The organism is Methanoculleus sp. DTU007 (assembly GCF_001512385.1).
Taxonomy (GTDB): domain Archaea; phylum Halobacteriota; class Methanomicrobia; order Methanomicrobiales; family Methanoculleaceae; genus Methanoculleus; species Methanoculleus thermophilus.
On sequence record NZ_LFRO01000055.1, the window covers coordinates 1 to 18,257 of the forward strand.

The 18,257-nt window shown below is 59.3% G+C and carries 18 protein-coding genes and 1 pseudogene; 4 read left to right on the forward strand and 15 right to left on the reverse strand.

The annotated features are described in order from the left end of the window. Positions 1–277: 277 nt before the first annotated feature. From ACI94_RS06160 to ACI94_RS06200, 9 genes are all read right to left on the reverse strand, one after another. Complete coding sequence (locus tag ACI94_RS06160) at positions 278–691, reverse strand: 4Fe-4S dicluster domain-containing protein (RefSeq protein ID WP_066957709.1); 414 nt, start codon at positions 689–691, stop codon at positions 278–280. 6 nt (positions 692–697) lie between these two features. Then, on the reverse strand, positions 698–1,777 hold the full coding sequence (locus ACI94_RS06165; protein ID WP_066957707.1) for a nickel-dependent hydrogenase large subunit: 1,080 nt from the start codon (positions 1,775–1,777) through the stop codon (positions 698–700). Continuing rightward, on the reverse strand, positions 1,762–2,142 hold the full coding sequence (locus tag ACI94_RS06170; protein ID WP_066957705.1) for an NADH-quinone oxidoreductase subunit C: 381 nt from the start codon (positions 2,140–2,142) through the stop codon (positions 1,762–1,764). Before ACI94_RS06170 ends, ACI94_RS06165 begins: the two co-directional genes overlap by 16 nt. Then, positions 2,139–2,615 carry an NADH-quinone oxidoreductase subunit B family protein gene (locus ACI94_RS06175; RefSeq protein WP_066957703.1) on the reverse strand — a complete coding sequence of 159 codons (477 nt, stop codon included), beginning with the start codon at positions 2,613–2,615 and terminating at the stop codon, positions 2,139–2,141. Before ACI94_RS06175 ends, ACI94_RS06170 begins: the two co-directional genes overlap by 4 nt. Positions 2,616–2,620: 5 nt before the next feature. Beyond that, positions 2,621–3,487, reverse strand: a complete 867-nt coding sequence (locus ACI94_RS06180) for a respiratory chain complex I subunit 1 family protein (RefSeq protein ID WP_066957701.1) — start codon at positions 3,485–3,487, stop codon at positions 2,621–2,623. Continuing rightward, a complete protein-coding gene (locus ACI94_RS06185) occupies positions 3,484–5,394 on the reverse strand; it encodes an NADH-quinone oxidoreductase subunit L (RefSeq protein ID WP_066957700.1) in 1,911 nt (636 codons plus the stop codon). Before ACI94_RS06185 ends, ACI94_RS06180 begins: the two co-directional genes overlap by 4 nt. 279 nt (positions 5,395–5,673) lie before the next feature. Further along, positions 5,674–6,042: an HIT family protein gene (locus ACI94_RS06190; protein WP_066957698.1), complete on the reverse strand. Its 369-nt coding sequence runs from the start codon at positions 6,040–6,042 to the stop codon at positions 5,674–5,676. A 48-nt stretch (positions 6,043–6,090) separates the two neighbouring features. Continuing rightward, entirely contained in the window at positions 6,091–7,272 is a 1,182-nt protein-coding gene (locus tag ACI94_RS06195) for a DUF362 domain-containing protein (protein ID WP_066957696.1), read from the reverse strand. A gap of 1 nt (position 7,273) precedes the next feature. Beyond that, complete coding sequence (locus ACI94_RS06200) at positions 7,274–7,945, reverse strand: ribonuclease III family protein (RefSeq protein ID WP_224732849.1); 672 nt, start codon at positions 7,943–7,945, stop codon at positions 7,274–7,276. A 230-nt stretch (positions 7,946–8,175) separates the two neighbouring features. Between ACI94_RS06200 and ACI94_RS06205 the strand changes: the two genes are divergently transcribed. Then, positions 8,176–8,928: a hypothetical protein gene (locus ACI94_RS06205; RefSeq protein WP_224732848.1), complete on the forward strand. Its 753-nt coding sequence runs from the start codon at positions 8,176–8,178 to the stop codon at positions 8,926–8,928. 12 nt (positions 8,929–8,940) lie between these two features. Here ACI94_RS06205 and ACI94_RS06210 read toward each other — a convergent pair whose 3' ends face one another. The 6 genes from ACI94_RS06210 to ACI94_RS06235 all read right to left on the reverse strand — a co-directional run bounded on the left by ACI94_RS06210 (position 8,941) and on the right by ACI94_RS06235 (position 14,569). Next, positions 8,941–9,513, reverse strand: coding sequence for a molybdopterin-binding protein (locus tag ACI94_RS06210; RefSeq protein WP_353743246.1), 573 nt, complete (start codon positions 9,511–9,513; stop codon positions 8,941–8,943). Beyond that, a complete protein-coding gene (locus ACI94_RS06215) occupies positions 9,500–10,144 on the reverse strand; it encodes a hypothetical protein (RefSeq protein ID WP_286681217.1) in 645 nt (214 codons plus the stop codon). The genes ACI94_RS06210 and ACI94_RS06215 overlap by 14 nt, the downstream gene beginning before the upstream one ends. Positions 10,145–10,267: 123 nt before the next feature. Next, positions 10,268–11,068 carry a formylmethanofuran dehydrogenase subunit C gene (locus tag ACI94_RS06220; protein ID WP_066957690.1) on the reverse strand — a complete coding sequence of 267 codons (801 nt, stop codon included), beginning with the start codon at positions 11,066–11,068 and terminating at the stop codon, positions 10,268–10,270. Between the two features lie 10 nt (positions 11,069–11,078). Then, on the reverse strand, positions 11,079–12,785 hold the full coding sequence (locus ACI94_RS06225) for a formylmethanofuran dehydrogenase subunit A (RefSeq protein ID WP_066957688.1): 1,707 nt from the start codon (positions 12,783–12,785) through the stop codon (positions 11,079–11,081). Positions 12,786–12,788: 3 nt separating this feature from the next. After that, positions 12,789–14,156, reverse strand: coding sequence for a formylmethanofuran dehydrogenase subunit B (locus ACI94_RS06230; RefSeq protein ID WP_286681218.1), 1,368 nt, complete (start codon positions 14,154–14,156; stop codon positions 12,789–12,791). Next, positions 14,156–14,569, reverse strand: coding sequence for a molybdopterin dinucleotide binding domain-containing protein (locus ACI94_RS06235; protein WP_286681219.1), 414 nt, complete (start codon positions 14,567–14,569; stop codon positions 14,156–14,158). The genes ACI94_RS06230 and ACI94_RS06235 overlap by 1 nt, the downstream gene beginning before the upstream one ends. Before the next feature lie 1,026 nt (positions 14,570–15,595). Here ACI94_RS06235 and mcrB point away from each other — a divergent pair. The 3 genes and pseudogenes from mcrB to mcrG all read left to right on the forward strand — a co-directional run bounded on the left by mcrB (position 15,596) and on the right by mcrG (position 18,225). Then, on the forward strand, positions 15,596–16,900 hold the full coding sequence (mcrB, locus tag ACI94_RS06240) for a coenzyme-B sulfoethylthiotransferase subunit beta (RefSeq protein ID WP_066957683.1): 1,305 nt from the start codon (positions 15,596–15,598) through the stop codon (positions 16,898–16,900). Positions 16,901–16,916: 16 nt separating this feature from the next. Next, complete coding sequence (mcrD, locus tag ACI94_RS06245; RefSeq protein ID WP_066957681.1) at positions 16,917–17,387, forward strand: methyl-coenzyme M reductase operon protein D; 471 nt, start codon at positions 16,917–16,919, stop codon at positions 17,385–17,387. Positions 17,388–17,479: 92 nt separating this feature from the next. Continuing rightward, positions 17,480–18,225 (forward strand): annotated as a pseudogene (mcrG, locus tag ACI94_RS06250) (coenzyme-B sulfoethylthiotransferase subunit gamma). Positions 18,226–18,257 lie beyond the last annotated feature (32 nt).

The window sequence follows — 18,257 nt, forward strand, 5'->3', positions numbered from 1 at the left end:
CTCCCCTGTCCCCTCCCCCCTGCAATGCGATGTCCAGTGGGAATCCGCGTCAGGTGAAGCCATAAGAGTATCAACACATTTCAAGCTGCCCTGAAGGGATGGGTTCTGAGAAATTCGAAGAGTTTAGAGGCGCGAACGAGAGTGTGCGTGAACACCGCTAGGTGCGAAGCATCCCCCCTCCCCTCTCCTCACCTCCTCCGGGGATATTCCCACGGCATGGCAGTTGCTCGTTTGGAAAAATAGTGAATAGGAAGAGGAGGTTCTTTCGCCCTCCCCCTCACGCGCTCTCGCCCGCGCCTTCTCCCTTTGCGCTCTCTTCGACCGGTTTCTTCACTGGCTTCTCCGGTTTTACATAGGTGATGGTGTAGCGCTCCACCACATGCTCTACGACCGGCGGGAGATACTCAGGCTCCATCGTGAGGCTCCCGAACGGGCAGCCCTCGACGCAGTCGCCGCAGGCGATGCACCGCATGCGGTCGATCTCCCAGACCTTCGCCTCCTTATCAAGGCGGATCGCCGCGCACGGGCACCGCCGCGAGCAGATGCCGCAGGAGCGGCAGGTTGACGGGTCGAAGGTGACGTGCCCGCGGGTGATGGGGCTTCTCCGCGCCGGGACCACAGGATACTGCCGGGTGGCCGGGCCTCCTGCAAGGTTTCGGAGAACCGTCCTTGTCATCTCAAAAAATCCCATAGCTCTTCACCTCTCCGTGCAGCTGATGCAGGGGTCGATCGAGAGGACGACGACCGGGACATCCGCAAGCTGTGCGCCCGGGAGCATCTTCACGAGCGGGGGGATGTTTGCGAGCGTCGGCGTCCTGATCCGGGCACGGGCAAGGTGTTTCGTGCCGTTGCCCCGGAGATAGTGGATGACCTCGCCCCGCGGCTGCTCCACGCGGGAGAAATACTCGCCGTCAGGGGTTCCCTTGACCTTCACGTCGAGGGGCCCTTCGGGGATCTGATCGATCGCCTGCCGGATCAGGTCGATGGAAGCGTAGATCTCCTTGACCCGAACAGCGCACCGGGCGTAGCAGTCGCCGGCGGTCTCGACGACCGGCTTGAACCCGAGATCCCCGTAGGCGGCGTAGCCAGTCTCGCGGTGGTCGATCGCAACCCCGCTTGCCCTCGCGGTCGGGCCGACCGCACCGAGTGCATAGGCCTCGTCTTTTGAGAGGACCCCAAGCCCCTGAAGCCGGTACTTCACCGTCTCATCGTTTAAGAAGATATCACCGAGGTCCCGACACTCTTTCTCGAAGGGATCGAGTGCACGATGCATCTCTGCGAGTTTCTCCGGCACGATATCGCGCCGGACCCCGCCGACCTTGCAGGTGCCCTGGATGACCCGGCCGCCCGTGGTGTCCTCGAGGACGTCGAGCACCTTCTCGCGGAGTTGCCAGGACCGCATGAAGAGGTTCTCAAAACCCATCCCGTCCGCAAAGAGGCCGAGCCAGAGGAGGTGCGAGTGGAGACGCGAGCACTCCGACCAGATCGTCCGGAGGTACTTCGCCCGGTCGGGGACCTCGATCCCCATGATATGCTCGATGCCCTGGCAGTAGCAGAGCGCGTGCATGAAACTGCAGATCCCGCAGATTCGCTCCGCCACATAGACATACTCCGTGAACTCGCGCTTCTGGATGAGTTGCTCGAGCCCGCGGTGGATGTAGCCGATGGAGGGAATCACGTCCACGACCTTCTCATCCTCGAGAACGAGGTCGAGGTGGATAGGCTCCGGCAGGACCGGGTGCTGTGGTCCGAACGGCACGACTATGCGTTCCGGCATGTGTCACCTCCTCTCCGCGTGACGCTGAACGGATACTTCTCGGCCGTCTTGATGAACGTCCCCTTAAAGTCGATGTTCATCCCCGTGACCGGAATCCCGAAGAGGTCGTGCATCTCGTTCTCGTAGACGAACGCTCCCCAGTAGATCCCGGATATGCTCGGGACTGCAGTCTCCGGCCCGACCGTCAGGCGGAGGTTCCTGTACTGGTAGCCCTTATCGAACGAGTAATTGATCTCGTAGGACCCGCCGATGTCCGTACACCCGATCTGGACGAGGCGGTAACCTTCGGTGCGAAGCGCTTCGACCTCCCGGGTGAGATCCTCCAGCGCGACGCTGATGGTGGTCTGCTCTTCATTGACCGTCATGTGCTCTCACCCGCCGCCTGCCGTGCGCTCTCCTTTATCTGCGTTGCTCCTGTCATCTTCTCTCGTTTCTCTTCAAGAATCTCGAGCGCCTTCACGACGCCGTCGATGATCATCTCCGGCCTTGCCGCGCATCCCGGAACATACACGTCCACGGGGATAACCTTGTCGACACCCCCTGCGATGTTGTAGCACTCGCGGAATATGCCGCCTGAAGCAGCGCAGACGCCGACTGCGATGACGACTTTCGGCTCCGGCATCTGCTCGTAGATGTTCTTGACCACCTCCCGGTTCTGTGAGTTGATCCCGCCGGTGATGAGGAGGATATCAGCGTGCTTCGGGTTCCCGGTGTTGATGATCCCGAACCGCTCCACGTCATAGAGGGGCGTTAGGCACGCCAGGACCTCTATGTCGCAGCCATTGCAGCTGGATGCATCGTAGTGAAGGATCCAGGGTGATCGCTTCAGGAATGCCATGGTACTCATACACCTCCAAGCATCATATAGGAGAGGATCGCCAGGTTCGCGATGCCGAGTACTGCCGCGAGCCACCCGCTCTTTAATGCCGCCTGCCACCGCACCCGTGCGGTGACGTTGTCGATGAAGATCTCGGCGAGATACGTGACCACGACCGCGACGATCCCTATCACCGGGTTCCAGGCGAAGAAGAGGAAGACGAAGCCGAGAAGGAAGACGTTCTCGTACCAGTGAGCGATCTCAACCTGGGCGAGCGTCGAGCCCGAGAACTCCGTCGTGATACCCTTGACAATCTCCTGGTGAGCGTGGTGCGACGTCGAGATATCGAAGGGGGACTTCCGGAGTTTGATCGTGAGGATGGTCGCAAACCCGAGGAAGACGCCGGGAAGGTAGAGGATCGCCGGCACCGTCGCCGTTGCGATATCGGCGACGAGGAAACTGTTCGTGACCATATAGAGCCCGACGGCCGCAAGGATGATCATCGGTTCATACGCCATCAACTGGATCAGTTCCCGCTCGGCCCCGATGTGGCTGTAGGGCGAGTGGACTGCGTAGGCCCCGAGCACCAGGAAGACGTGGGCGAGCGTGAAGGCAAAGATGATCAGTAAGAGGTCCCCTCCCGCGAAGAAGAGCGCCCCGGAGACGGCGATGAAGATCAGGTAGGCAAGCACGTAGAAGTTCTGCGCCGTGGTGACGACGGCCCGCTCTTTCTCGAAGAGTTTGCCGACGTCGTAGAAGGGCTGCAGGAGCGGCGGTCCGACCCTTCCCTGCATCCGTGCGGTGATTATTCTATCGATTCCGGCGATGAGCCCGCCGACGATGGGCGCAAGGATGAGGAAGAGGATCGCTCCGATAAGCCAGGTCCAGGTCATAGGGCCACCCCCGCGAAGATCCACGATACCAGGATCAGGGCGATGCAGACCATCGCCCCCGGTCGGAAGAGCCGCGCTTCACCGAAATACTCGGTGAGGTAGTAGTTCCGGGTCTGGGCCTCCCGGGTCAGGCCGAGGGAGCCTGCGAAGTGCAGGTCCGGCGTCGCGGTCCTCCCGCTCATGTAGGCCGGGAGGTGCCGTGCGCTCCTCTTAAAGAGAGTAAACGAGACCGGGAGGATGAGGAGGAGAGCCATCATGAGAAGCATGATGGCGACGTTCGCCTCTCCGAGGCGAGCCGTGACGCCGTAGATGGCAAGGACGTAGGGCTCGATCAGCATCGATGAAATGACCGGGAAGAGGAAGACGGCCGCTATCACGAGGCCGGTGATGATATAGAGCGGAGCCCAGGGCTCCTGGAAGAACCCCTTCTCGACCCGCTCGGTATTTCGGGTGACCGCGACGAGTTTGCCCATCCACTTAGCCCAGAAAAAGACCGTAACGGCGCTTCCGTAGGCGAGGATCGCAATGAAGATCAGGCCGAAGGGTGCCTGGACCTGGACGAACGCCTCGATTGCCGCCCACTTGGATATCAGCATACCGAAGGGCGCAAGGAACATACCGGCAATTCCGATGAACATCATCACCGCCATCTTGGGCATCCGGACGATCAGGCCCTCCATGTCCTCGATATCCCGGCTCCCGATCCGGTGCTCGATCGCACCGGTCCCGAGGAAGAGGAGCGACTTTGCTACGGCATGGAAGATGATCAGAAGGATTGCCGCCCAGACGAGCATGTAGGTTCCGACACCAGCACAGGCGGCTATCAGGCCGAGGTTTGCTATTGTCGAGTAGGCCAGGACCGATTTTGCGTTGCTCTGCGATATTGCGATGGCTGACGCAACGACGAAGGTCACGGCGCCGACGAGTCCGATCGAGAACCCGGCCAGCGTCCCGGCGAAGACCGGGGAGAACCTGACAAGGATGTAGACACCGGCCTTGACCATGGTGCTCGAGTGGAGCAGGGCCGAGACCGGTGTCGGGGCCACCATCGCCCCGAGGAGCCAGGAGGAGAACGGCATCAATGCGGCCTTGGTGATCCCGGCAAACCCTATCAGGACGGCCGGGATCAGGACGATCGCCGTATCGCCTGAGGCGAGCACCCGGGCGAGATCGATGCCGCCGCTCGTCGCCTCGGTTGCGGCAAGGAAGATGAGCGCCACAACAAACGCGATCCCGCCGAGGAGGTTCATCACCAGGGCGCGGAAGGCGTTCCGTGTCGCTTCCTCCGTCTCCGAATAACCGATCAGCAAGAACGAACTGATGGTGGTGATTTCCCAGAAGAAGAAGATCCACGTGAGGTTATTGGAGAAGACGAGACCGAACATCGCGGAGAGGAAGGCGAAGATGACGAAGAAGAACATCCTCTGCCGATCGCGCACCTCAGGGTGATGGTGGTGATACGTCTCCATGTACCTGACGGCGTACACGGCTATGAGGCTCCCGATGAGCCCTATGATAAGGGCCATGATGATGGAGAACTGGTCGATGAAGAGATTGTTGACCGCATGGAGGTTCTCCCGGAATGCTGCCTCAAGGTACACCACCAGCGCCGCCTGGATGGCGGCCAGTGCGATTGCCAGGTAGTTTCTGAACTTTGCGCCCATATAGATGATGAAGAGCGCAAGACCCATCTCTATGGCCACCATGACGGGGCCGACGACCTCCGAAGGCGCGGCAAAGTAGACCGTTCCTTCGAATGCATACCGGATAAGCAGGTATATCGACGCCCCGCCGATTGCGAGAGCTGAGAGGGCGACCACAACATAGCGCAACGTCGTTCGTTTTACGAACAATAAAAGACATGCGACTAGGATGGGAAACAGTATTAGGAAGAGCAGCGTCTGCAACTATTGTCCCTCATAGGGTAACTATGCCTTACTTGCATAATTAATCATTCTAAATGGCCCCCGATGTATAGGTCCTCGGGCGCCGATCTTGATGGATGTCGGGCCTTGGATAAGATTTCAGCTGAGGTATCCGCCCAAAAAATGACTGCCCGCAGTACCGATCCGGCGTATGGAGCACCACGGCATGATTTCATGGCTTGATGGCGCCCGCTCATCAATTGGTTTCCTCCTGCGCGGCGCACTCTCACACCGGTGCGGTAACGGCGCCCCGGAAGAACTTCAACCTGATTTACGCGGTATCACGCCCCGGACCCCGCCTTCGTGCTCTCCGGGGGCATCCCCCCGGTAGCGCGGGATGAAGTGGACGTGGACATGCATGATGTTCTGTCCGGCGGCCTCCCCGACGTTGACTCCGATGTTGTAGCCGTCGGGATGCCGCTCGCGGTCGGTCAGAGTCCTGCAGTCGTCGATGAGCCGGGCCATGGCCATTCTCTCTTCATCGGTCGTGTCAAAGTAACTCGCCACGTGCCGGAATGGGATCACAAGCAGGTGGCCGGGGCTCACCGGGTGGATGTCGTAGCGGGCGTAGCAGAGGTCGTTTGCGAGAACGATATCCTCCTGTTTTGGGTTGCAGAACGGGCATGGCATGGCACCTGCTCTCCTCCCGATCCACATGAGTTTTTTGCCCGACCCAACTCACCCGAGCAGGCGGGCGAGGAGCCGTCCGGCAAGGCTCCGGGAGAGGGCGATGGCGTGCTCGGTGCACATCTCGTGGCAGCAGTAGCACCGAATACAGCGTGTTAGATCGATCGTCGCTCTGCCTTCGGTGATGGTAATCGCCTGCACCGGACAGATTCGCTCGCACTTCCGGCACCCGACGCACGACTGAGCAACCACACCGGGGCGGGGGGCGTAGATCCTCCCGAACCGCTGGACGACGGCAAGCAGCACCCGCCGCCAAATACCCGCCCTGCCCCCGGCGTAGGTCGAGGGTTTCCGAAAGTCCGGGACTGCAAACTCTGCGGGGTCATCGCCGACCGTCCGGACAGCCGCGGGATCGAGAAGTCCGCGGGCGGCCGCGCTCCGGATACTCCCGATCTCGAGCGGGTCCATCCCGATGAGCCGGGCGAGGACCGTGTCCACGGCCGCATAATCGCTCCCGGCGAGGATCACCCCGATCTTCCTCGGGTTCCCCGACTGAGGGCCGTCCCCCTCCATACCTATCACGGCATCCACAATCTGGAGCCGGGGCTTCATACACTCGTTTAAGTCGACGAGCATCCTCCCAAAGGCGTACTCGTCCTGGAACCGAAAATGAAAGACCGGTTTCTCAAGTCCAGGGATGAGACCGAAGAGGTTCTTTGTCGCACCCGTCATTCGGGTCCACATGTGCGTCTTCGCTTTCGAGACGACCACGATTGCATCGGCCTCGACGGCGGGAGTGATGATGGGAAATTGGGTTATCAACTCGCCCTCAGGATATGGGACGACCACAGAAGAGGTATCGTAGTTTAAGAGAGCGCCCGTCTCCTCCGCAACCGCCGTATACCCGGCACGCGAGTACGCCCGCCGGAGATTTGCCTCGCTGTAGATGACTCCAGCCCCCGGGCTGTCGGCGATGAGAGCCGGGCATCCGTGCTCCGCAAGGATTCGGGCAACGGCGGCGACGATGGTCGGGTGGGTGGTGACGCACCGCTCCGGATCCTGCCCCTGCAGGAGGTTTGGTTTGAGGAGCACCCTCTCTCCCGATGAGATGAACCGTTCAATTCCACCGAGGAGACCGAGCGCGCGCCGAACGGCTGCATCGACCTCATCCGGATCATAGGCATCGCACCGGACGACCGCGACGGTCGGATCGCGCCTGGTCTGCTGCACCATCTTACTCCTTCCCGAGCCGCTTGAGCGCCTCTTTTGCCGCGAGCATTGCCGCTCCCTGTTTGGTCCGCCCCTTTCCCTCCCCGAGAGGGATTCCCCCGACTGTCACCCGGGCGGTCCAGACCGGACAACTGCCCGGACCTGTCTGGCTGAAGGCATACTCAAGCTCACCGAGATTCTCTCTCGCGACACACTCCTGGAGCCTTCCCCGATAGTTCCGGCGTCCGTCACACTCTGCGATCTCGTCTTCAAAGATCGTGAGTATGACCTCGCGGACCGCATCAAGGCCCCGGTCGAGGTAGATTGCGCCTATCAGGGCCTCAAATGCGTCTGCAATGATGGAGTCCGTCAATGCCTGCCCCCGCCGTCTGATAACGCGATCGATCCCGAGGCCCCGTTGAAGCACGATCTCGGCGAGTTTCGTATTCCTCGTCACCTGGAGCCTTCGGTTCATCTCGCCGGGCGGAAGGTCATACTCGCTATAAAGGTGGTTGGCGATGACGAAGTCGAGGACGTAGTTTCCCAGGAACTCGAGCCGCTCATTATCTCCAACCGCTGCCACCGGGTACTCGTTGCCGATATACGACCGGTGGGTCAATGCCTGATCATAGAGAGGAAAGGCGGCATCGGAGATCCCGGTGATCCCGAACGGTGGATGGGCAAGGAGTGCACGCACTTCAGCCTCCCTATCGCGATGGGCCGGCTCCTGGATTTGAGGAGATTCTCGCCCAAATATCCGACCGATTTGAAGTCTTTCCCTGATTGTCGCGAGTTTCATGGCTACTATGGCGCAGGGTATCCCTGATCAGCTAACTATAGAAAGGCTTCCTTCCTGCTCGATAAATCTTTGCGAGGGTATAGGGTGCTCCGGGAAACCTTTTCGTTGCCTGCGAAAGAGATCTCTATGTGGTTGAGTCCATAACGGGCAAGACCGGTGGCAGCGTCTACCTGGACATTGAGTTCGGTTATGTCTATGGCACCTGCCGCGGGGTCATGATGCCGATCGAGATCGGTGCGGTCGTCTACAGATCGGAGGATTATAGCGTCCAGTATGTCGGCGAGCAGTTCCGGTACGATATCGATGTCGAGATCTGGAAGAAGGTGACCGACTCGTGCGGCAAGACCATCGGTGTCGCGACAACCGTGGCGAATATGGATCGCGGTGAATATGGGCTGGAGTACGACCACTCCTTCCGGATACCGGAAGATGCGGTGCCGGCGGCAGAGGCTACCGCCCGGAAGGCCTATGCCGACCTTCAGGTCTTCATGGAGTCCGTCCTCTCGACGGGGGGTATCGATGAGGTCGTCGTTTTTGCAGCGGATATGGAGAGGAGAGCTTTCCGGACTGCAAACGTCTCGCTCGACGGCTCGAGATTGGTCGACCTCCAGCGGGAGATCCGGCGGCATTTTGGGATGAAGCAGGTTCTCTCCCTCGATCGTCTCGCCCGGCTCATCGATTTTACCGTGGACGGCTCCACCGTCGCCTCTGCGCACTTTCGCTACCCCATCCCCGTCGAGTACCGCCACCTCCTCGGCCCTCACCGCGGGATGGGCGACGCCGTCCGGACCTTCCTGCTCGCACGGGAGTTTCGCGAGAACCTCCCGGATCTTGAGAGGCGCATCCAGAGCCTTGTGAGAACCTGCGGGGATGAAGGCTGAGAGGAAACCGTCTCACGTCGGCGGGGATCTTGCCTCGCGGATCGTCCAGCATGGCCCCGTCAGCGTGACCTCGACCTCGGTCTCCTCCTCGATGCATCCAACCCCGGCAGGAATATGCAGATAGGCGTTCCCTCGTACCATCACCATCTGCGTGTGGCTCTTCCTCGGCAGGGGGGTCGCGATGTACCGGTTGCCTGCCCTGGAGATGGCGAGGAGGAGAAACTCGTCATAGCCGGGGTCCGACGTGACTCTCCCGACGAGTCGGGCGCGTAGGGTCTCCGGGGATCGAGTACGGAACCCCCATTCGGCGAGTAGCGGGAAGGCAAGTTCTCGCACAGCAGTCATCGCGGCGATCGGATACCCCGGGACCCCGATGACCGGTTTGTCGTCGATCCGCCCGAGGATGGACGGAGTTCCCGGCTTCATCGCGATGCCGTGGACGAGCACCTCGCCGAGATCATCGATGATCCTGGCGGTGAAGTCTCTCCTCCCCGCCGATGAGCCTGCCGAGACTATGAGGAGGTCGTTCTCCCGAACGCCTCTCTCGATCGCCGCTCTGAGCAGGTGGGGGTCATCGCGGGTGATCTCGTAGCGGGTGCAGGTGGCGCCCGTCTCGCCGAGGAGTACCGCCGCACCGGCGGNNGCTCTCGATCACCTGCCCCGGCCCCGGGACTTCGCCCGCCGGAACCAGTTCACTCCCCGTCGGGATGAGGCCGATTCTCACCTCTTTGGCGTCCACGGTCGTTATCCCATACGTGAGGAGCGCCCCGATATCGCATGGGCGTATCCAGTGCCCGGCAGGAAGGATCATCTCACCCTCCCGGATCTCGCTGCCGGCAGGGTGGATGTGCTCGCCCGGGGAGACTGCTTTTCCCGTGCTCAAGGCATCCCCTTCCGCGATGACGTCCTCGACCATGACGACGGCATCGTAACCGGGAGGGATCGCGTTCCCGGTGTTCACCCAGTACGGATCCGTGAGCCGTACCGGGTTCGTTCCGCTCGCGCCGGCGGTCTCCCTGCTCCTGACGGCAAAACCGTCTCTTGCCGAGATGTCCCTTATGGGGTGGGTCAATCTTGAATAGACCGGTCCTGCCGTTATCCGTCCGGCCGCTTCGGCAACGGGAACCCGGATCGTCCGATTCGGGACAGGGAAGACGGACCGCATCATCTCCCGGACCTTTGCAAGCGGCGTGAGTACGAGGTGCTGCCTCACCATATCACGCCCCTCTCGCTTGCGGCTTCAATCCCATAGATCAGGCAGAAAAAGCGGTTCACCGGTCTGGCTTCCTAGATGAAGGGATGGTCTTTCAGTTCGATTCCAGGGTGTTTGGGAAAAAAATTAGAGTCTGGTGTAGAGGTTTGCATACACCGTCTGGCCCTTGGAGACGGGGTGGCGCTCGCCGAGGTCGCCGATGTAGTGGGCGAAACGGGCCTTCACACCATCGACTTCCTGCTCCACCTCGCCGACCCGCTTGAAGCCGGGGAGCGGGTTCTCGATCGTCCCGAAGACGTAGACGTCGCCCTTCACCATCTGCCCGCCGACACGGCCTTTGGCGTTGCCCTTGATAATGACGGTGCCGCCCTCGCCGTGAGTGCAGACGTGAATGTCCGCGTCCCCGCCGACGATGATCGTCCCGCCATTGATGAACGTGGCGGTGTCGTTTCCGACGTTTCCGGCGACCCGGATCAGCCCGCCCTGCATGCCGCGCCATTCACCGCGGGGTGATGCGCCCAGGTGGTGTCCGGCGTTCCCATCGATGATGAGCTCGCCGCCTTCCATCCCTATGCCGCAGAACGAGTCGACGTTTCCTTTCACATGGATCTTGCCGCCTTTCATCCAGCCGCCGATATACATGTCGGCGCTGCCTTCGATGACGATCTCGCCGGCGGTCATCTGCTGGCCGATCCTCTTGACCCGGGAGCAGTCTCCACGGAGGACGATCTTCGTCTCGGCTGCCGTTGCCCCGCCATCGCCCTCCACGGTGAAGTACTTTCCGAGCGGACTCTTCTGTTTGCCCTCCCAGACATCGAGAGCAGCGATATCAGCAGCCTTCTTGCCTGCAAAGTTGTCTGGGGTGATGCTCTGCCCCTCGAGGTACAATTCGGGGGGGTTGGTCATGGTAAGAGTTACTGTCTTCATGATTGTCGCCTCACTCTGTCGCGTTGACCTCGATCACCCGCGGGTTGTGGATGTGTTCCTCGAAGAGCGGGTAGTTGTCGAGTTTGACGCTGTAGTGCTTGAGGAAGTGCTCATAAATGTCCCTCTGTACCTGCGCGTTCTCCGGGACCTTCACGTCGACCCAGATTGTCCGCTTTGCGGGTTCCGCAACAATCTCGCCGTCCTGGACGGTCACGACGCCATCTTTAACGACCCAGGCGCACCGCGAGAAGGCTTTCTCGATGGCTGCCGGATCCGAGGGCATGTCTTCGGGGTTGAGGGCGTAGATGGCGATATCGGCATCCATGCCGGGGGCGAGCCCACCGTAGATGTTGCTGATACCGAGCGCCCTTGCCGGCCCTGCACGGGTCATCTGGGCGATCTCGTAGAGCGTGAGTTCCCGGTCGATACTGTCGATCGAGGTTGCCGCGATCGTCTGGTCCAGCCACTTGAACGTCTTCATGGTCGCGTCACGTGCAGCCCTGCTCATCAGCCAGGTGATGACGCGCGGATAGCGGGTGAACGGCCCGGCGTTCGGGTGGTCGGTGGTGAGGAACGTCCGCATCAGGTCCTTCGATAAGAGGGCCAGCTCCAGGCCGACGGCCCACTGGATGGTACAGACCTTGACCTTCGGGCTGTAGATGTATGGGACAACACCTGCTGCGGTCTCGAGTTCTACGTCCACGTTAGCCCACTTCAGGTTGTTTAAGGCACGCAGGTGGTGCTCGAACGGCCCGTCGGCGGTCATGGTCGTGGTCTCGTCGAGCGTCACCTGGCCGATATCGATGGTGATGTTGTCGTGAGCGTTCACGTAGTCCATGATCTCCTTAGACTTGGACTCGAAGTTCTTCCAGGAGTCGCCACCGTAGGAGTGGAACTGGAGGTGAGTGAGGTGCATCACCTGCTTGCGGCCGAAGTTGTTCTTCGGGGTGTAGCCCTCGGCGATTTTCATCGATTCGAGTGTATCGAGATAGTTGCCGGGGTTTCCGAGGTTGTTGCAGTGCAGGTGCACCGAGTGGGGAAGGCCGAGGTGCTCGTTCGTCTCGATGAGGCCCTTTATGATCTGGGCCGGGGTGACATCGAAGTACGGGACCGGGTCATGGATATGGGTGCAGTTCAGTCCCCATCCCCAGGCTTCGGAGCCGCCGGGGTTGACGACCTTGATACCGAATCCCCGGGTTGCCCGGAGAAGCCAGGCAGTGTATGCAGCGTTGTTCTCGACCTCGTTGTTCTTGAGGTACTCGAGAGTGAACCAGTTGTTTCCGAAGACCGGCAGCGCGGCATTGTCGATGATCGGGGTATCCCGGATCTCTTCGTGAATGTGCGGCGAGTGGAGCGGGGGCATTGCCGCCTCGTTGACGAAGGCGTATCCCATACGTGCATAGTCATAGCCTGTTTTGAACGTCGAGGGGACGGAGAAGCCCATTTCCATCCGGCTGCACTTTCTGTGAGGGCTCTTGAAGAGTTTGTCCTCCGGACGGAAGAGCCGGCCGGTGTTCACCTTCGGTCCGACTACGTGGGAGTGGATATCCACGCCGCCAGCCATCACGGTCATGCCGGCGGCATCGATGACTTTTGGGTTCTTGAGGGTCCCGGGTTCGACGATCTTGCCGTCCTTGACCGCAATATCCATCCGGTCGCCCTTGATACCCTGCAGCGGATCGAAAACGAATCCGTTCTTGATTAAGAGTTCGCTCATTCTTCACTCCTCCGCGTGGACACCAACCGGGGTGGTCTTTGCCTTTCCTTTTGCAGCCTCTTCGGCTTCGAGTTCGCAGAGCCTCTTGTAGATCCGCTCGAAGAGTTCTTCGTCGCTGATGACGCCCTCGGGCGGATCGATGACCTTACGGTACTGGATCGGGACGTTGTCCATCCGATAGACGATGCCCGGGACCTCGACTCCGACAATCCCTACCGGGATGTGGAGGTCGGAGATCTCGCTTGCCATGCAGATGTTCGGGTCGATGGTGATCCAGGGGTGCTTCCTCAAGTGCTTGACAGCCTCGATCGGGAAGTGAGCTGCGGCATCGGTTGCGACGTTGAAGAAGGCGTCAACCTCGTCGCGCATCGCCAGGTCGATGGAGCTCGTCTCGCCGGGGTTCATGTGGGCGACATCCTTTGTCAGGTCCAGACAATAGGGGAACCCATACTGCCATGACCAGACCACTCCCGGTCCGGCGATGTTGTAGTGTCCCCGCATCGCCATGATCGTCCACTTGGTGTAGTCGTTTAAGTCACGGGTCAGGCTGATGGCAATGTCCACGTTGTGGTTCCGGCCGTCGGAGTGGCAGAGTCCCATACCATAGAAGATCGTGCCGAACCGGGCCTTCTTCATGATCTCGGCGACTTCGAGGATCTTCTCACGCTTGATTCCGGCAACCTCCTCGGGGATCTCGTGACCGCGGAGCGCGGTACGGAATGCATTGAAGAGTTCGTAGTCGTGCCCCTGCTTCACCTGCAGGTGGATATCGGCCACCTGGGCGGTGTCGGTGTGCCTCGGATCGACGACGATGATCTTGCGGCTCTTCTGACCCTTCCCGGTGAAGAATCCGCGGGGGAAGATCGAGTAGCGGGACATGTGCCGCGGGTGGGCGTGGGCTGGGTTGGCTCCCCAGTAGACGACGACGTCTGCCCGGTTCTTCGTCTCACCGAGGGTGCAGCTCGGGTAGCCGTTGTCGAATATAGCTAAAAACGAACTTCCATGACAGATGGAGGCGCAGTTATCGAGCACGGCTCCAGCCTTCTCGGCGACCTTGGCTGCAGCGGCCATTCCCTCACAATTGGTCGAGCCGAACCCATAGATCAACGGTTTCTTTGCGTTGTAGAGCACCCTTGCCGCGTAGTCGATCGCCTCGTCGTAGGAGATCTCCTTGTAGGTGCCGTCGGGCTGGCGGAGACGGGGCCGTGTAACCCTCTCACTCCCGGTTGCATGGTGGAAGATCTGGTTGCCGATGGCACAGGCGTTCTCCACCTCGAGAATCTTCTTTCCGTCGTCTGATACAGTCACAACAAGGTCGTCACAGCAGACACCACAGTATGGGCATCCGACGTTCTCAATCTTCTTTGGCATTATTGATCACCTCTCCACATCCCGACAGCCCCCTGGACAAGTTCGAGTGCGCTCTTGCGTCGTTCTCCGTTGGCTGGCTCAACCGTCACAGGGAAACCGCTGTACTGGGGCTCTCCCGTCGCCTGGGTCCGCGGAGGAACAATCTGGTTTGACCAGACACCCTGTGGCATGAAAGCAAGGCCGGGATAGAGTCCCTGTCGTCCTTTGACGACCTTGACGACCACACTTCCGCACTCGCTTGTCACCCGTACAAGTTGGTTCGGGACGAGGCCCAGCGCTTTAACATCGTCATCGTGCATCTCGATTATCGAGCAGGCCTCGAAGTATTCCCGGGTCGTTTTGCCCTTTTCCATCGCGACGCCTTCTTCGACGGAGCGCTGTGTTATCATGTTCAATGTAATCTTGTTCGCCATGGTTTTGCCTCAACACAGTTGGTAAGGCCGACCTCCCGAAGCTCCGGTGAATCGGCCTCATGGGTAGGTGTTCCCGGTACAGCCTGTTGTTGGGCTTTCCCTCGCGTTGCGGGGAGTTACCGGGGCATTCCGTACCCGGCAAGCCGGACCTTCCTGCACAGGAGGGGCCGCCGCCCCGTTCGCCGAAATGCTCCGGAGACATGCAGAGAGCCCGCTCACCTGAGGAAAACGAAACATCCGGGTGGAGCACCGGGCGGATCGCTTTGTCATAACTTGTAATGTTTTGTATTTAACTATTCCGAATTGGTAAGGTACTAAAGGTTATTATGTTTACATTAAGCCATTTTACACGATTTGTTCTTTACCCGAAGATGTACTGCTGTATGCGGCCCGGGATCGCCCTGTGGTGCAGGTCTCGCAACCGTCTGTTCCAGAAGCCGGGTGAGATCTCTTTGGTGAGTGTTGAGGATGGCGAGGGTAGGCTTACTGCAGGTAGTATATAATTAAATTGTATTTGTTAGCGGCTGCTGTTGCATGCATTTTAAAAATTGTGGCCTTGATATCTGGATCTCGTAAGATCCCCCTCAATTTGGTTAGAATTATATATTTTTAGGATGTAACCTATAGAAGCAGGTACCTTTTGATAGTTTTAAGAAAAATTTTATTAACTCTTATTATTGTTATTGTTTCATTTATTATTTAATATGTCCTTTTTGTGCGACCCTCTTTGGGCAGGTGGCCCTGTAATGATACCTTTGGAAATCCTTAAATTGGATCGCGTTAAACCATTTATTCCATAAAATCCCGATTCTAAAATATGTTATTAGAAATATATTCATTATTATTCTTATAATCAGCAAAAGAAGCCTATCTTATTTCGCAAATTTTATTAACAACTCTCTTTCTACTCTTATAGTCCCTTTTGGGACGTGCAGTAGCGGCCTTCAGGGATCTAGAACAGGTGACTGTTTATTGATCTCTCGCATGAACGGAATGCATTGAACAAGGGTAAAAGGATGAAATACTATGGCTAAATACACGGAAACAATCGACCTCTATTCTGATGATGGGAAGCTGCTCAAGAGCGGCGTCACCCTCGACAGAATCAGCCCGCTGGTTAACCCGGCCACAAGTAAGATCATCGACCTGACCAAGAGAACGATCAGCGTCAACCTCGGAGGCATCCAGGAAGCGCTCAAGACCGGAAAGCTTGGGAAGGGCAAGATCAAGGGAAGAGAACTCGATCTCCCCATCATGGAGAACAAGGACGCCATCGTCGCCAAGATCAAGGAGATGGTCCAGGTTGAGGAGGGCGACGACACCAAGATCCTGGAGTTCAACGGCGGCAAGCTCCTGCTCGTTGAGGTTCCGTCGAAGCGCCTGATCAACGCGGCAACGTACGATGCTGCAATCACCTCAGTCGCAGCCGCGACCACGTTCGCGATCGTCGACCAGTTCAACATCGACGCCTTCAACGCATCCACTGTCAAGGCAGCCTGTTGGGGCAGCTACCCCCACACCCAGGACATGGAAGGCGCACTCGTCACGTCGATCCTGACCATCCCCCAGAACAACGAGGGTATCGGTTACGCGCTCCGGAACATCCCGGTCAACCACGTCGTCATGATGACCGGCAGGAATGCCCTGCAGGGTGCCGCACTCGCGTCCACCTTCGAGACCGCTGGTGTCTTCGAGATGGGATCCGCCATCGGACCGTTCGAGCGTGCCCAGCTGCTCGCCTACGCCTACCAGGGCCTGAACGCGAACAACCTGGTCTACGACCTCGTCAAGGCAAACGGTGAGACCGGAACCGTCGGTACCGTTGTCCAGAGCCTGGTCGAGCGGGCCATCGAGGACAGGGTCATCACTCCGGGCAAGAAGGGCAGCTACTTCCAGTTCTACGACACGAAGGACCCGATGCTCTGGAACGCCTACGCTGCTGCAGGAACCATGGCGGCCACCATCGTCAACTGTGGTGCCGGACGGTTCGCCCAGGCAGTCTCCGCGACGCTCCTGTACTTCAACGACCTGCTTGAGCACGAGACCGGTCTCCCGAGCACCGACTACGGCCGTGTCATGGGTACTGCCGTCGGATTCTCGTTCTTCAGCCACTCGATCTACGGTGGTGGCGGCCCCGGTATCTTCAACGGCAACCACGTCGTGACCAGGCACGCAAATGGCGTAGCTATTCCGTGTGTGGTCGCTGCGGCAGCGCTCGACGCAGGAACCCAGATGTTCTCGCCTGAGAGCACCTCGAAGCTCTTCGCCGAGACCTATGGTAAGATCGACGTCTTCAACAAGCCGATCAACCAGATCGCAAACGGAGCCTGAACGAGCAGAGATCTGAATGATGAACGCCGCATTTCCACAGGTCAGGATCGTGCCGCTCAGGATGCTCAAGCCTGAGACTGCCGAACGCCTGCTCAATATGCTCACCGGCATTGCCGGCATCCGCCGGATGGTGGTCCACGGCCCCGGCCTGCCGAAGACGGTCCCGTATGGGCCGGCACGAGGAAGCCCGAATCCGCATTCGGATCGCAGGGTGATCCAGGTCGGCGACGCTCAAGTCGCGCTCCGTGTCCAGGTTGGGGAGATCATCCTGGAGGTCGAGAATCCCTCTGTCATCGATGAGATCCGGACGCTCTGCGACGGTTTCTTTGTGGGATTCCCCTACCAGCTCCAGGAAGGCAGGTTCATGAAATCGGCCCCGACGCTTGTTGACTACGCGAAGTACGGTCCTGATGCTGATCAAACTCTCATCGGCCTTACGGACCCCCGCAGCAAGGAATGCCCGGTGATTATCCGGCCGCAACGGTGAGCAAAAGAGCACCCAATACCTGGAAATATGGCTGGAATTCGTTCTAGACAGGAAAAGGATAAGATATCAGTCGCTTTGAGGTGAATTGAAATATGGCATACACGCCCCAGTATGGTCCAGGGACATCGATCGTCGCCGAAAACCGGCGCAAGCAGATGAACCCCAACCACAAGCTTGAGAAGGTTCGTTCCGTAACTGATGAGGACATCGTGCTGATCCTCGGCCACCGCGCCCCCGGATCGGCGTACCCGAGCGCCCACCCGCCGCTTGCCGAGCAGCAGGAGCCCGACTGCCCCATGCGCAAGCTCGTCAAGCCCACCGAGGGTGCGAAGGCAGGCGACCGGATTCGTTACATCCAGTTTGCAGACTCGATGTTCAACGCCCCCTCGCAGCCCTACCAGCGGACCTACGCCGAGATGTACCGCTTCCGCGGTATCGACCCCGGTACGCTCTCCGGCCGTCAGATCGTCGAGTGCCGTGAGCGTGACCTCGAGAAGTACGCAAAGGAACTCATCGAGACCGANNCGGCATCCGTGGTGCGACCGTGCACGGTCACTCGCTCCGTCTCGCAGAAGACGGCATGATGTTCGACGCCCTCCAGCGCTGCGTCCTTGGCGAGGACGGAGTCGTCCGCTACGTCAAGAACCAGATCGGCGAGCCCCTCGACCGTGAGGTTGCCGTCGGCAAGCCCATGGACGAGAACTGGCTCAAGGCCCACACGACGATCTTCCACTCGCTTGTCGGAACCGCCTTCCGTGACGACGCCGAATACATCGAATACGTCCAGCGCATCCACTCGCTGCGGACAAAATACGGCTTCATGCCGAAAGAGGAGTGATTACAATGGCAAAGATTGAGAGAACCCAGAAG